The organism is Runella sp. R0.1_18, from assembly GCF_057652155.1.
On the sequence record NZ_JBYFCK010000003.1, the window covers coordinates 389,753 to 403,708 of the forward strand.

General features: G+C 43.5%; 14 protein-coding genes. 9 read left to right on the plus strand and 5 right to left on the minus strand.

From position 1 onward, the window contains the following. The first annotated feature begins 106 nt into the window (after positions 1-106). The gene (locus AC23P2_RS07040) at positions 107-979 is read left to right on the plus strand and encodes a DUF2911 domain-containing protein (protein WP_028525457.1); all 873 of its coding nucleotides are present in this window, start codon (positions 107-109) and stop codon (positions 977-979) included. Between the two features lie 83 nt (positions 980-1,062). Here the strand turns inward: AC23P2_RS07040 and AC23P2_RS07045 are convergent, their stop codons facing one another. The 3 genes from AC23P2_RS07045 to AC23P2_RS07055 form a co-directional block, all read right to left on the minus strand. Next, positions 1,063-1,653: a bifunctional nuclease family protein gene (locus AC23P2_RS07045; protein ID WP_028525458.1), complete on the minus strand. Its 591-nt coding sequence runs from the start codon at positions 1,651-1,653 to the stop codon at positions 1,063-1,065. Positions 1,654-1,877: 224 nt separating this feature from the next. Continuing rightward, positions 1,878-2,843 carry an electron transfer flavoprotein subunit alpha/FixB family protein gene (locus AC23P2_RS07050; RefSeq protein ID WP_487772533.1) on the minus strand — a complete coding sequence of 322 codons (966 nt, stop codon included), beginning with the start codon at positions 2,841-2,843 and terminating at the stop codon, positions 1,878-1,880. 80 nt (positions 2,844-2,923) lie between these two features. Further along, on the minus strand, positions 2,924-3,661 hold the full coding sequence (locus tag AC23P2_RS07055) for an electron transfer flavoprotein subunit beta/FixA family protein (RefSeq protein WP_487772534.1): 738 nt from the start codon (positions 3,659-3,661) through the stop codon (positions 2,924-2,926). Between the two features lie 108 nt (positions 3,662-3,769). Here AC23P2_RS07055 and AC23P2_RS07060 point away from each other — a divergent pair, with 108 nt between their 5' ends. From AC23P2_RS07060 to secG, 6 genes are all read left to right on the plus strand, one after another. After that, positions 3,770-4,099, plus strand: coding sequence for a tetratricopeptide repeat protein (locus AC23P2_RS07060; RefSeq protein WP_487772535.1), 330 nt, complete (start codon positions 3,770-3,772; stop codon positions 4,097-4,099). A 118-nt stretch (positions 4,100-4,217) separates the two neighbouring features. Beyond that, entirely contained in the window at positions 4,218-5,657 is a 1,440-nt protein-coding gene (miaB, locus tag AC23P2_RS07065; RefSeq protein ID WP_487772536.1) for a tRNA (N6-isopentenyl adenosine(37)-C2)-methylthiotransferase MiaB, read from the plus strand. Between the two features lie 6 nt (positions 5,658-5,663). Then, a complete protein-coding gene (locus AC23P2_RS07070; protein WP_487772537.1) occupies positions 5,664-7,010 on the plus strand; it encodes a sigma-54 interaction domain-containing protein in 1,347 nt (448 codons plus the stop codon). Beyond that, complete coding sequence (gene lptE / locus AC23P2_RS07075; RefSeq protein WP_487772538.1) at positions 6,997-7,641, plus strand: LPS assembly lipoprotein LptE; 645 nt, start codon at positions 6,997-6,999, stop codon at positions 7,639-7,641. The genes AC23P2_RS07070 and lptE overlap by 14 nt, the downstream gene beginning before the upstream one ends. Before the next feature lie 24 nt (positions 7,642-7,665). Then, positions 7,666-8,484, plus strand: coding sequence for a hypothetical protein (locus AC23P2_RS07080; protein WP_487772539.1), 819 nt, complete (start codon positions 7,666-7,668; stop codon positions 8,482-8,484). A 51-nt stretch (positions 8,485-8,535) separates the two neighbouring features. Then, a complete protein-coding gene (gene secG, locus AC23P2_RS07085) occupies positions 8,536-8,898 on the plus strand; it encodes a preprotein translocase subunit SecG (RefSeq protein WP_487772540.1) in 363 nt (120 codons plus the stop codon). A 207-nt stretch (positions 8,899-9,105) separates the two neighbouring features. Here secG and AC23P2_RS07090 read toward each other — a convergent pair whose 3' ends face one another. Together AC23P2_RS07090 and AC23P2_RS07095 are read right to left on the minus strand one after the other, a co-directional pair. Next, a complete protein-coding gene (locus tag AC23P2_RS07090; protein WP_487772541.1) occupies positions 9,106-9,522 on the minus strand; it encodes a hypothetical protein in 417 nt (138 codons plus the stop codon). Positions 9,523-9,532: 10 nt separating this feature from the next. Further along, positions 9,533-9,946: a LytR/AlgR family response regulator transcription factor gene (locus AC23P2_RS07095; RefSeq protein WP_487772542.1), complete on the minus strand. Its 414-nt coding sequence runs from the start codon at positions 9,944-9,946 to the stop codon at positions 9,533-9,535. Between the two features lie 165 nt (positions 9,947-10,111). Here AC23P2_RS07095 and AC23P2_RS07100 point away from each other — a divergent pair, with 165 nt between their 5' ends. Then, entirely contained in the window at positions 10,112-13,165 is a 3,054-nt protein-coding gene (locus AC23P2_RS07100) for a ligand-binding sensor domain-containing protein (protein ID WP_487772543.1), read from the plus strand. Further along, positions 13,159-13,920, plus strand: a complete 762-nt coding sequence (locus AC23P2_RS07105; RefSeq protein ID WP_487772544.1) for a LytR/AlgR family response regulator transcription factor — start codon at positions 13,159-13,161, stop codon at positions 13,918-13,920. The genes AC23P2_RS07100 and AC23P2_RS07105 overlap by 7 nt, the downstream gene beginning before the upstream one ends. The last annotated feature ends 36 nt before the right edge of the window (positions 13,921-13,956 follow it).

Consider the following 13,956-nt stretch of genomic DNA (forward strand, 5'->3'; position numbering starts at 1 on the left):
TAAAATTGCACAATATTCAAGGACGAAGGTATGGAATCTATCACATTCTTTTCCGTATCTTCGCCTCGAAAATTTCCCAAATTTATCTATTAAAATACCTAAAAAGATGAAAAAATCGTTGGTAATCACCGCTTTAACTTTTGTTGGCGGTATGGCTATGGCCCAAATCCGTACCCCACAACCTAGTCCAGCAGCGACAGTGATGCAAACTGTAGGAGTCACTGACATTACAGTAAAATACTCTCGTCCAGCCGTAAAAGGCCGTGAGGTATTTGGTAAACTTGTTCCTTATGGTCAGTTTTGGCGTACGGGTGCTAACCAAGCAACGGCCATTGAATTTTCAACTGATATTATGTTGGATGGTAAAACCGTTCCAGCAGGTAAGTACTTCCTTTATAGCATTCCAAATGCTGATGCGTGGACGGTAATTATCAATAAATCAGCCGCAACTGCGCCAGAACAATACAAGCAAGCAGACGACGTAGCCCGTATATCGGTAAAGCCTGAGCAAGCAGCCATGACGGAATCGTTTGAAATTGGTTTTTCCAACATTACTGACTCTACTGCAAACTTAGACATCAAATGGGACAAAGTAAAAGTAAGCCCATTGTTGGCCATTCCTACGACTAAGATTGTGGAAACAGCCATTGATAAAGCTGCGGAAGCAAGTGCTAACAACATGAATGCGGGCGCAACGTATTTGTTGGGCAAAGGAAGCAATCTCCAAAAAGCCCTTTCGATGGTCAACCAAGCGGTAGCTTACAAAGAGACATTCCGTAACGTTTGGACTAAAGCCCAAATTTTGGCCAAGTTGGGTAACTTTGCTGAAGCAGCACCGTTGGCGAAAAAAGCGTTGGATTTGGGCCAGTCGAGCAACGATACTTCTTTCCCATTCTTTAAAGATGCTATCGAAAAAGGCGCCGCTGAGTTTGCCTCAAAAATTCCAGTGCCTGTGTTGCCTACTAAGAAGAAAAAATAAAACGTTCATTGTTTAACAGAAAAGCCCCGATTTGGTCGGGGCTTTTCTGTTTGGGAACAGTTGATAAAAATAATTCCCTTCTGCTAATTCCGACGTGCTATTTCGTCACGAATTTTAGCTGCTTTTTCGTATTCTTCGTTGTTGAGAGATTGCTCCAACACTTTGTGAAGCTCTTCTAAACTCATGTTTTTGATTTGGTCAGTCCACGAACGTGGCTTTGACGACTGTACAATTTCTTCTATAGGTTCGTCGGCGTCAGACTGTGAACCAGAGGTGATGCCTGCTTCCGACAAAATGGTTTCGTACGTATAAATGGGCACATTGAAACGCAGTGCAATGGCTATGGCATCAGAAGGGCGTGCATCAATCACCGTATCACGAATGCCATCAGTGCATTGCAAACGAGCGAAGAAGATGCCTTCTTTTAGATCCGAAATGATAATCTCACTGACTGAATAATTGAATGCCTTTGCAAACGACTTGAACAAGTCGTGGGTCATGGGACGATTGGGCTGGATTTTTTCTATTTCTATCGCAATGGCTTGCGCTTCAAACATCCCAATAATAATCGGTAAACGACGGTTCCCGTATTCTTCTCCCAACACCAAAGCAAACGAACCAGTTTGGGATTGGCTCGGGGAAAGCCCCAAAATTTCAAGTTTTATTTTTTCCACTATGATAAATGCTAAAGCACGGCTTTTTTTAGGACACAAAAATAGTAAACCTGCGGGGATTTGAAAAGGCTTTCTTTTCTCCCGCAGGTTTGTAACATTGGAACTTTCGACGAAGTTTCAAAATAATAAAAGACAAGTAGCAAATTTCAGAATGGCAAGAAGTAAGGGGCAAAGAGTAAGTCTGCATTTGCCTACTTACCTTTTGCCCCCTTACTTCTTGCGTCTTATTTACTTTCTTTCACCGCTTTGGTCAAGCGAGGTAAAATGTCAAAAACATCACCTACGATGCCGTAATCGGCGGCTTTGAAGAATGGCGCTTCGGGATCTTTGTTGATGGCCACAATCACTTTGGATGAATTAACACCTGCTAAGTGCTGAATAGCCCCCGAAATTCCGCAAGCAATGTACAAATTAGGTGCCACTTTGATACCTGTTTGGCCAATGTGCTCGTGGTGAGGACGCCAGTCAAGGTCAGAAACTGGTTTTGAACAACCCGTAGCGGCACCAAGTGACTGTGCCAAGTCGAGAAGCGGTTGCCAATGTTCAGGGCCTTTCATTCCACGTCCACCCGATACCACAATGTCGGCTTCGGTTAGCGACAACTCGCCGCTGGCTTTTTCTTGGCTTACTACTTTGGCTACAAAATCGCCACTGCCAAGGGCAGGAGAGAAGCCAACAACCTCGGCACTTCCGCTGCCAGCAATGGCCTCAATGGCATTTTTCTTAATACCCAAAATTTTGATTGCTCCTTTTACCGCGACCGTTGCAAAAGCTTTTCCTGTATAAATACTGCGTTTTACTTTAAAACCGTCGGTCAAATCGGGCAGCTCAGTTACTCCTGATACAATGCTTGCCCCTAATTTAGCGGCGGCACGTGCCCCCATCGAATCACACAAACCTGATTTTGGCAGAATAACTACCTCGGCTCCTTCCTGCTGAACTGCGGCGGCCAATACCGAGGCGTAAGCCATGGCATTTTCAGTGGCTAATTCTGAGGCGTTTGCGTGCAAAACCTTGCTGGCACCGTACGCACCTGCGGAGGCCAATTCCGACGTTTCGGCATTGCCAATGGCCAATACTGTGGCGGTAGTTCCTTTTACTTTGGCAATTTCTGCGCCGTATGCAACGGCCTCCAAAGATGTTTTTTTGATACTACCGTTATCGAGTTCTACAAATATTAATATTGACATGATTTTGAAGCCCCCTAACCCCCGAAAGGGGGACTTTAAGTTTATGTTTTATAGCTCCCCCATCGGGGGGTGGGGGGCTATTACAACACCTTCGCTTCTGTTTTGAGCAATGAAATGAGGGTTTCCGCTTGGTCGGCAGGAATCATCTTGCAAGCACCTTTAGGGGCGGGCAAGGTGTATTTGTCCAAGGTCGCAAGCTCGTCAACGGCCACTGGTTCAACCACTTTTAGGGGCTTCGTACGGGCAGTCATAATGCCACGCATGTTAGGGATTTTCCACTCAGCGATGGGCTCTTGGCAACCAAGTACCAAAGGAAGCGGTGCTTCCAAGTTTTCTTTACCTCCTTCAATTTCACGGGCAAACTTGGCGGTTGAACCTTCAATGTCAAGTTTCATGACAGGAGAAAACGACGGAATACCAAGCATTTCGCCCACCAAACTATGAACAACGCCGCTGTTGAAATCAATGGATTCGCGTCCCATCAAAATCAAATCATAGCCGCCTTCTTTGGCAACGGCCGCAATTTGGGCAGCGGTAAAGTAGGAATCTTGTGGGTCGCAATTGACACGAATGGCATCGTCGGCACCAATGGCCAATGCTTTGCGGATTTGAGGGTCACTTTCAGCTTCGCCTACGTTTAAAACGGTGATGGTTCCTCCCAGCTTTTCTTTCAATTCAACGGCTCTGGCAAGGGCGTAGTCATCGTACGGGCCGATGATGTACTGCACGCCTGCTTTGTTAAATTTAGTGTCATTGTCGGTAAAACTGATTTTGGCCGTTGTATCAGGTACGTTGGTAATGCAAACTAAAATTTTCATGTGCTTCGTCGGGATTATTTGAAATATAACTTTAAGGAGATTTATTTTGTTGGTGCAAATATATAAAGCACAAGGTTTAAAAATAGTATGCTTGCATAATAATTTTTTATGAACAATAACCGACTCGAATTACTGCTTCAATTTTACGAAGAAGATTCTCAAGACCCTTTTAATGCGTATGCGTTGGCGATGGAATATCTAAACAAAGACACTTCAAAGGCCAAAGTCTATTTTGATATGTTGCTGGACGAGCATCCTTCGTATTTACCAACGTATTACCATGCTGCGGCGTTGTATGCGGCCCTCGAAAACCTCGAACGAGCTGAGGCATTGTACCAAAAAGGGATGGAATTGGCTCTCCAACAACAAAATACCAAAACATACCAAGAGCTACAACGCGCACACCGCCAATTTTTGGATGAACAAGAAGACTGGTAAAGCGCATCAATCTGGAAAGAGAACTCCCTTAAAGTTTGTTAAACTCTGCCACTTTGTCAGTTTTGTCGTCTATAATTTATACCTTTGTGGTTCAATTTTTTTTTAACGAATTATTGGAATGATTACCTCAACACTAAAAATATTGTCGGAAAGCGATAAAGAGGCGTGCGAAGTCGTGAAAGTGAGTGAAGAAGAATTGGCAGCAGGTAAAAAACGGCTGTTTATCGAAAGCTATGGCTGTCAGATGAATTTTTCGGACAGCGAGATTGTCGCCGCAGTCATGCGAAATGCTGATTTTGCCACTACTTCTTCGGAAGACATGGCCGATGTCGTTTTCTTAAATACCTGTTCAATCCGTGATAACGCTGAGCAGAAAGTTAGAAACCGATTGAAACACCTCAACACATTGAAGAAAAAACGCCCAGGTATGATTGTGGGGGTGTTGGGATGTATGGCAGAACGCCTAAAAACCAAGCTCTTGGAAGAAGAGAAAATTGTGGACATAGTGGCAGGCCCCGACTCATACCGCGATTTGCCACGGTTGGTTGAGGAAGCAGAAACGGGCCAAAAAGCAGTAAACGTATTTCTTTCTCGCGAAGAAACTTATGCCGATATATCACCTATTCGCCTCAATTCCAACGGAATCACGGCTTATATCAGCATCATGCGTGGATGCGATAACATGTGTAGCTTCTGCGTAGTACCTTATACCCGTGGACGTGAGCGTAGCCGTGATCCTTTTAGCGTAGTTCGTGAAGCAAAACAACTCTTCGATGAAGGCTACCGTGAAGTAACGCTTTTGGGCCAAAATGTGGATTCTTATAAGTATAGCCCCCCAACTCCCGATGGGGGAGAAGGGCAAATGGTGAATTTTGCGCAATTGTTGGAAATGGTCGCGACCATTAGCCCAGATTTACGCGTACGTTTTAGTACTTCACACCCTAAAGATATTACCGATGACGTACTTTGGACGATGAAAAAGTACGAAAACATCTGTAAATACATTCACTTGCCAGCGCAAAGTGGGAATAGCCGCGTGTTGAAAATCATGAACCGCACGTACGACCGTGAGTGGTACATCCAAAAAATTGACCGTATTCGTGAAATTTTAGGGGTAGATTGTGGTATTTCAACGGACATGATTACGGGTTTTTGTTCTGAAACGGAAGAAGAACACCAAGATACGTTGACGCTGATGGAGTACGTAAAATATGATTATGCGTACATGTTTGCTTACTCAGAGCGCCCAGGAACACCTGCTGCTAAGAAACTTAAAGATGACATTGCGGAGGACGTAAAAAAACGCCGTTTGCAAGAAGTGATTGCGGTACAATTGCAGCACTCAGGCGAGCGTAATCAACTGGCCGTGGGTAAAACCCATAAAGTGTTGGTAGAAGGGCCATCGAAGCGCTCGGATGATTTCTTGTGTGGCCGCAATGACCAAAATAAAGTGGTAGTATTCCCGAAAGAAAATTTCAAAAAAGGAGACTACGTACAAGTGTTAGTAACAGAATGTTCGTCGGCTACTTTGATTGGCCATGTGGTAGAAACAGTTTAGGATACAATGACAAACCCTGAAATTCAATCCATTAAAAACCGTTTTGGCATTATCGGGAATGCGCCTGCTCTCAACTACGCCCTTAACGTAGCGATGCAGGTAGCTGCCACCGATTTGACGGTGCTTATAACGGGAGAAAGTGGAAGTGGGAAAGAGTCGTTTTCTAAGATTATTCACAATCTTAGTTCACGTAAACATGGCCCATTTATTGCCATCAACTGCGGCGCAATTCCCGAAGGAACCATTGACTCTGAGTTGTTTGGCCACGTGAAAGGTTCGTTTACGGGAGCTATTGAAGACCGTAAAGGATATTTTGAAATTACCAATGGTGGTACAATTTTCTTAGACGAAATTGCAGAAATGCCCGTAGGGACCCAAGCACGTTTATTGCGCGTATTGGAAAACAAGGAATTTATCCGCGTGGGGTCATCGGCAGTACAAAAAACCGATGTTCGTGTGGTAGCGGCAACAAACGTTAATTTGATTGACGCAGTGCAGCGTGGTAAGTTTCGGGAAGATTTGTATTATCGACTCAATACAGTGCCCATTGCGGTGCCACCCCTTCGCGAACGTGGAAGCGACATCGACTTGTTGTTTCGAAAATTTACCTCAGATTTTGCAGAACGGTACCGAATCGCACCCGTGACGCTTACGAACGAAGGGAAAGAAATGCTAATTAGTTATAATTTCCCAGGGAATATTCGTCAGTTAAAAAACATTGCCGAGCAAATCCAAATCTTAGAAGCGGAAAATAAAGTACCAATTACGCCGCAAGTTTTGGTAAAATACTTACCCAATTACGCATCAACGACGCGCTCGATGACGTTTTTAGGAGCAGGAGGTAACAATGCCGCAGCGGGAGAATCATTTAATGAGCGGGAATTGCTGTACAAAATTTTGTTTGACATGCGCCGCGACATGAATGACCTCAAGAAGCTGGTATTGAAGCTGTTGAGCGGCGATGCCCACCACGGAGAGATTTTACGCGAACATGGTAGTCTATTTAGTAGTATAGAAGCCGACACGCAGCCTTTATCAGAAACCACGAAACTGTTGCCAAGCGGAACAGCCCTCAACGCATCCACAACGCAGCATTCATCTGGGCCAATGTCGAATAATACGCCCAATATTATTCAGATTTCCCCTTACGATAGCATTGAGAATGAGGTAGTGGATATTTCTCACGAAACAGCGGAGGATGAGTCGCTCTCCTTGGAGCACAAAGAGAAAGAGATGATTGTGAAGGCTTTACAACGCAGTGCTGGCAAACGAAAATACGCAGCTCAAGCCCTTGGGATTTCAGAACGAACATTGTATCGTAAGATAAAACAGTATGATATTGAAGAAGATTAGTTTTCTGTTGCCTGTTTTGGGTTTTCAGTTTGGTGTTTCCCGTTTAGTGTTTAGTGTTTCGGGTTTAGTGTTTCGGGTTTCGGGTTTCAAACTCCAAACCTCAAACCGTAAACTTCAAACTCTAAACCCCAAACCAAAAACCCTAAACCTACTACTCCTAACGACCCTTTTATTGGCGTTGTCAGGTTGTTATTCTTTTAGAGGAACAACTCTTTCCCCCGATATTAAAAGTGTGACGATTACTAACTTTACAATGGGCACAGCAGGGGGGCCAGCCAACATGGCGTTGCAGTTCAATGAAAAAATGAAGGAGTATTACCAGCGTAATACCAGTTTGGCGTTATTGCCGCTAAACGGCGATTTGCAGTTGGAGGGGTCTATAACAGCCTATGAAGTTACTCCTGCGGCACCCACTGCCAATGACCAAGCGGCCTTAAACCGACTTTCTATTACCATTCAGGTAAAGTTTACCAACAATAAAGATGAAGAAAAGAACTTCGATCAAAGTTTTTCATTCTTCAAAGATTTTCCTCAAAGTCAGACACTAAGCCAAGTGGAAAGCCGACTTGTACCCCAAATTTTGGATCAAATTGTCCAGGATATTTTTAATAAGTCGGCAGGAGACTGGTAGGTTTTGTATAAAACGACCCCATATATGAGTAATCGTTACGTAAAAGAATCATTTTCGTACTGGACGTCGCATCCAGACGATATTACAGAGGCTGACATTCCTCACCTCAATGAAGCATCCGATTTGTACCCTTATTGTCAAACATTACGGGTATTGATTGCCAAAGCAACGGCACTTCATCAGCCAGAAGTGGCGGAAGTTCCTATTCAGAAAGCCGCAGCGTATTCAATAAGTCGAAATACATTGCGAAAATTAATCCAAAACGAATTTCAATGGTCGCCCAATCTCAAGAGTAAAAAATTTGAAAATGTCTTGTGGCCAGCTGATTATCAGAAAAAGGAAGTGGAATCATTGGCAAAACCCCGATGGAACTTGCCTGAATTACCAAAAATTAGCCTTTTTGACGAACCATTAGATTCATTACAGCAGAAAACATTGATGCCAGAATTGCCACCTATTGACGACACGACATTGCGCGAGAACGTACTACAGAATGATTTAGAACAGATTGAGAGTTCAACAGCCGAAGAAAATGTAAAGTTAGATCGAGAACTTGAACGCCAAATTCAGATGGATATCATTGATAGTTTCATCGAAAATGAAGCCCGAATTGGTCCCATCCGCGCTAATTTGAACGATGTAGTTAATGTTGAGCCTGAAGATCTTGCCAAAAAGCGAAACTCCACTGTAAAAAGAGAGGTAGTAAGCGAAGGGATGGCGAGAATCATGGTGCGGCAAGGAAAAATTGAACGGGCCATTGAAATATACGAGCAACTGATGTTGAAAAAACCAGAAAAAAAGGCGTACTTTGCCGAAAAGATAAAAGACTTAACCACGGAGTAGCAAGTGAAAGGTCAATCTTGAACTAGAAAACTCATAACTGAAAACAAAAAAATGTTTACCGTATTTATCGTTGTAATTGCTATTATCGCTGTATTGTTGGTTTTAATCGTATTGGTTCAAAACTCAAAAGGAGGCGGTTTAGCAGGAGAATTTGGAGGAAGTGGGGCAAGCCAAATGTTTGGTGTAAAACGTACAACTGACCTTTTGGAACAAATCACTTGGGGATTGGCAGGTGCGATGGCTATTTTGGCGTTGGTTTCGCATTTGTTCATCGGTGAGCCTCAAGCAGCAGGTGGAATCAAGAGCGTAAACGTAGAGAAAGCGAACCAACGTTCGTTGCCTGCGGCTCCCGCGCCTACAACGCCTGCTCCAGCAACTACACCAGCTCCTGCACAACAACCAGCGCAGAAATAAGTCAGTGCTGTTGCTTCCAATCGGAAGCCCAAAAAGCTCGAAGAAACCATTCTTCGAGCTTTTTTTGTGGATTATTGTTGGTTTTAGCCCCAAAAAGCATGGTTTGTTAATGCTTTTAAACGTCAGTCCTTCTTTGAAGGTGACTAATATTTCATTGTTAGCAGTGTTGTTTAGGTACAGGAATAATTCGGAGCATAACTGTTGAAATTAGGCGTAAGCGCTAAGGTAACTTTGGAGTGTCCCCCAGTATTTGTGGGGAAGGGTGATACGGACTCCATCAATTTGGCAATAAACCACTTTCCTAAACAAAGAAGTTTTGAGTTCCCAGTGGCGTAATTGGTGCCAAGGAAGTAGCAAGGGTGTATGACCGATTTGAAAAAATGGCATTATGTGCAAATACAATCCTTTTTCGGTAAAAGCGATTCGGAGTAAGTTGTTGTAACTGACCAATCCTACCCGCCCACTTACGTTGGTATAAAAACCTTCGTAGAGGGGAGGCGCGGCGTACTGGCTCGCTAAATTTTGCCAACCGCTAAAGTGAGAAAAACCAAAAACGATGGCCGACCACAGGGCAGTAAAAAAGAGGCAAAACGCGATGATGATACCAACAATGAACAATGCCATTTCCATGAGTTTAGCTGGCGATTCGGTGGGCACGTTGAAAAAAATGATACACTTGCTGAAACACTTTGCGTTTACGGCGCGCAATAGGTAGGCACAACCCATTTTGAAGATGAACTTCGTATTCAGGAAAATCACAAGACGTAATCGAATCAAGATTGACCAAAAACGATTTATGAATGCGGGCGAAAGAATGGGTCTTTAGTTCTTGGTTGTATTCTTTTAAGGTTTTAGCTACTAGAAAACGCCGCCCGTCTTTTAGGTAGATATTGCTGTAGTTTACATCACTTTGGATATATAGTATCTGAGTGATTGGAATACTGACAAAGCGATTCAGGTAGGGCAACGTGAGTTTGGGAATGGAAACTTTCCGCTGAGGAGGGGTTTTTACAAGCAGAGGCAAAGGCGGATGAGTGAGCGCGTTCATAACTTCAAGGGGTTTTGTTTTTTGATGACTCAAAAATAAATTGGACAAAACCCCCGAAAAACTACCGATGAATAACTGGTAGCATCTGTAAAAAGGTGGCGGACTTGGATGTATTTTTGGTAATTTGCTACTTTGGGGATTGTTCTAAATAGTGATTGGAAAAACATGCGTCTTAAAGGCGGGCTTTTGTTGTATTTGCTAGGGTGGAGTATCCCGTCGCTGTTTGCGCAGGTGTTTCAAAATGCTTGGGTGGAAAACTTTGACAACCGAAACGGCCTTTCCCAAAATACAGTGTGGAGCATTAGCCAAGATAGTCGGGGTTTTCTTTGGGTAGGTACCGACGATGGACTTTTACGGTACGACGGGTATCAGTTCAAACCCTATCGGGCACAGATTGGCCAATCAGTGGTGGGGCTTCCCAGCAATAGTATTCGGCAGTTATTCCACAACGGCGATGAGTACCTTTGGGTAGGGACTCGGAATGGCATTGCTCAGCTCAATATATTGACGGATTCTATCCGTACGTTTTTGCCAAACGTTAGAATACGAAAAATCCTGCCAGGCGCAAAAGGGAATCTTTGGGTATGTAGTAACAAAGGTCTTTATTTCCTAGATACCAAAAGCAAACGTACCTACTGCAAAATTCCTCACCTTAACATACTAAATGCTGCACAGCTTGATACCAACAGGCTATTGATTTCTACCAGTGAAAACTATTGGTTGTTGGACGTCAAAAAAAACAAGTACAAGATAGTCTCTTTTGGGCTGACTTCCGATAAAGACATTCGTCCGATGCAAGTATATAATAATTTGATTTGGATAGGGGTCGAAAATGAAGGCGTTTGGGTTTTTGATAGTCATTCCCTGAAATTGGTGAAAAAGTATTCTTTACGAACTCTCTTTCCTGAGCTTCTTACATTTCCAATTCGGTCGATGACAATTGGCAAAAACGGGAGATGTTGGTTGAGCCTACAGTCGGGGTTGGTTTGTTTGGATACCAAAACCGAAAAAATGGATTTTCTGCCGTCCGATTTGACGTACCAGCGCCTCAACAGCCTCAAAGGGGCGCCGCTCAACGATATTTTTGAAGATAATTCGGGCTTAGTATGGGTGGGAAGTAATAATAGTGGGCTGAACAAAATAAATCTTCGATTGGGTAAATTTCGGACGATAAATCAAGATAATGGGCTGAATTACAACTTCGTTTTGTCTTTTGCCGAAGCGGGCGACAATCTGTTGGTAGGAACAGATGGAGAAGGAATCAACGTTTGGAATAAGAAGACAGGAAAAGTGAGGGTAAGTAAGCCAGAAACAGCAGGCCAAAACCAACTCTATGCCCTGACTGAGGTAGAGTCGGGCCTGTTTTGGGGGGCAACGGGCAATGGCTTGGTGCAGTATGATGCCTCAAAAGGAAAGTTTACCGCACCTTCGCTTGCGTGTAAGCCAGCGTTTGATACGCTCCAATCAACTGCCATTCGGACGATTTATATGGATAGTCGAAAGCGGATTTGGATGGGGACAGCCAGAGGGTTATTTACATTTGACTATCCGACAAAAACGTTTCGTTTTTGGGCCAATGGAAGCGGATACGACGATTTGATAAACTCATTTAAAGAAGATTCAAAAGGAACAATTTGGATTGGGAGAGGTGTAGGCCTGCAAAAATATTCGCCTATAAATGAGACGATTGAGCCTGTGCCACTGGTGATACCCTCCACTAATATAGAGGTGGGGGACGTGAGTAGTGTCAACCTAAGTAGTGATTCAGTTCTTTGGATTAGTAGTTATCGGGTAGGTTTTGGGAAATACAATCCGTTGTCTAAGCAATTTAAGCTATATACCACCGACGACGGCCTGCCAAACAGCATTGTGTATGGTTCGTTGGTGGATGACAATGGTCAAGTGTGGATGAGTACCAACATGGGGCTGGCACGGTTTAATCCTAAAAATGAGACTTTTACGACTTTTGATGTACACGATGGAATTCAAAACAATGAGTTTAATGGGGGAGCGTACTTTAAGTTAGCCTCTGGCGAGATGGCGTTTGGGGGAGTTAATGGCTTTACTATTTTCCAACCTTCTGGGTTACAACGCCGTGGTAGTTCTTCACCTGTTGCCATAACAGAAGTAAAAGTGATGAATCATTCGGTGAATATTTTTGGGAAAGGTATGATCGAAACGAGCTATACAGAAAACTTTTTGTCGTTTGAATTTGCCGCGCTAGATTTTACTTCACCCCAAAAGAATCAGTATGCGTACCAATTGGAGGGAGTTGATAAAAATTGGATATACAGCGGAAACCGTCATTTTGTGAGCTATTCGCAAATTCCTCCAGGAGAATATGTTTTTAAGGTAAAAGCGAGCAATTCGGACGGAGTTTGGAACGAAACCCCACTGACGCTGAAAGTACGAGTGACCGCTCCTTTTTGGACAAAAGATTGGTTTAGATTTTTGGCGATTATGGCGGGTGTTGCGGCTTTGGTGGTGTTCTTCACGGGAAGAATACGACGTATTCAGGAGAGAGAAAAAGAAAAAGCTATGCTCAATCGTCAGATTGCAGCCTTGGAAATGAAGGCGTTACGGGCGCAAATGAACCCCCATTTTATCTTTAATTGCCTCAATTCCATCAATAATTTCATTTTACATGACCAAAACCACCAAGCGTCGAAATACCTCACCAAGTTTTCAAAATTGATTCGGCAAATTTTGGACAATACCGATATGCCACTTCAGCCCATCGAACGAATTGTAACTTTTATGAATCTTTATGTTGAGTTAGAACAAATGCGTTTTGGGAAAAATAAGTTTGATTTTGAAATTAAAGTAGATTCCCGCTTGGAGGCCCACGAAACCGTTTTTCCCACCATGATGATACAACCTCACGTCGAAAATGCCATTTGGCACGGACTGATGCACCGCACGGAACAAGGTAAAATTATCCTCTCGTTTCATCGAGAAACTACAACGTTGGTTTCGTGTACCATTGAAGACAACGGGGTTGGGCGGGTAAAGTCAAAAGAAATAAGTAAACAATTGTCGCCCAGCCGAAAATCCAAAGGGACTCAAAACGTACTCGAAAGCATCGAAACCTTTAACCGTCAGTACAATACCGAAGGAGCCAAAATCATCATCGACGATTTGTACGACAAAACGGGTGAGCCTTCAGGAACAAAAGTAAAAATAGTTTTGCCAGACATTGCTCAAATCAAATTATGTTAAAAGCGCTCATCGTTGACGACGAACTCATGGGGTGCCAAGCCCTTAAAAAACTCCTCGAACTGTATGCCCAAGACATTTACGTTATGCAGTTTTGCCATTCGGCCGACGAAGGTGCCCGCGCCATTCAGGTGCTGAATCCTGATTTGGTTTTTTTGGACATTCAAATGCCTGGTAAAAGCGGATTTGACATGCTCGATGGCCTCGAACGGATTGATTTTGAGGTGATTTTTACCACAGGATTCGACCACTATGCCGTAAAAGCCTTTAAAATTGGGGCAGTTGATTATTTATTAAAACCTATTGATGGCGACGAACTTGAAGCCGCTATTCAACGGGCCGCTGAGCGTATAAAAACCAAAAAATCATCGGCTCAAAATGTAGAAATACTTTTGCAAAACCTTCGAGGAGGGCAGTCGGAGAGTATGCAAATGGCGCTTCCGACGCAAGAAGGGATTTTTTACGTACCAATTCGGGAAATTATTCGCTGTGAATCAGATGCGAATTACACCATTTTTCACTTTATGGGTCGAAAAAAAATAATGGTATCCAAGAACTTAAAAGAATACGAAGAATTGCTAAGCCCGTATGGCTTTGTACGGGTTCATAATCAGTATCTTATCAATTTGCGGCAAGTGCAGAAATACATAAAAGGGGAGGGAGGAACGGTAGTGATGAACGACGATGCTCAGATTGAAGTCGCCCGCCGTCGAAAAGAGGTATTTTTGGCAGAGTTGTCGAAATTGACCATTCGATAACCCGCTTTTTGTTGTTAAAACGCCAAATACGTCGTT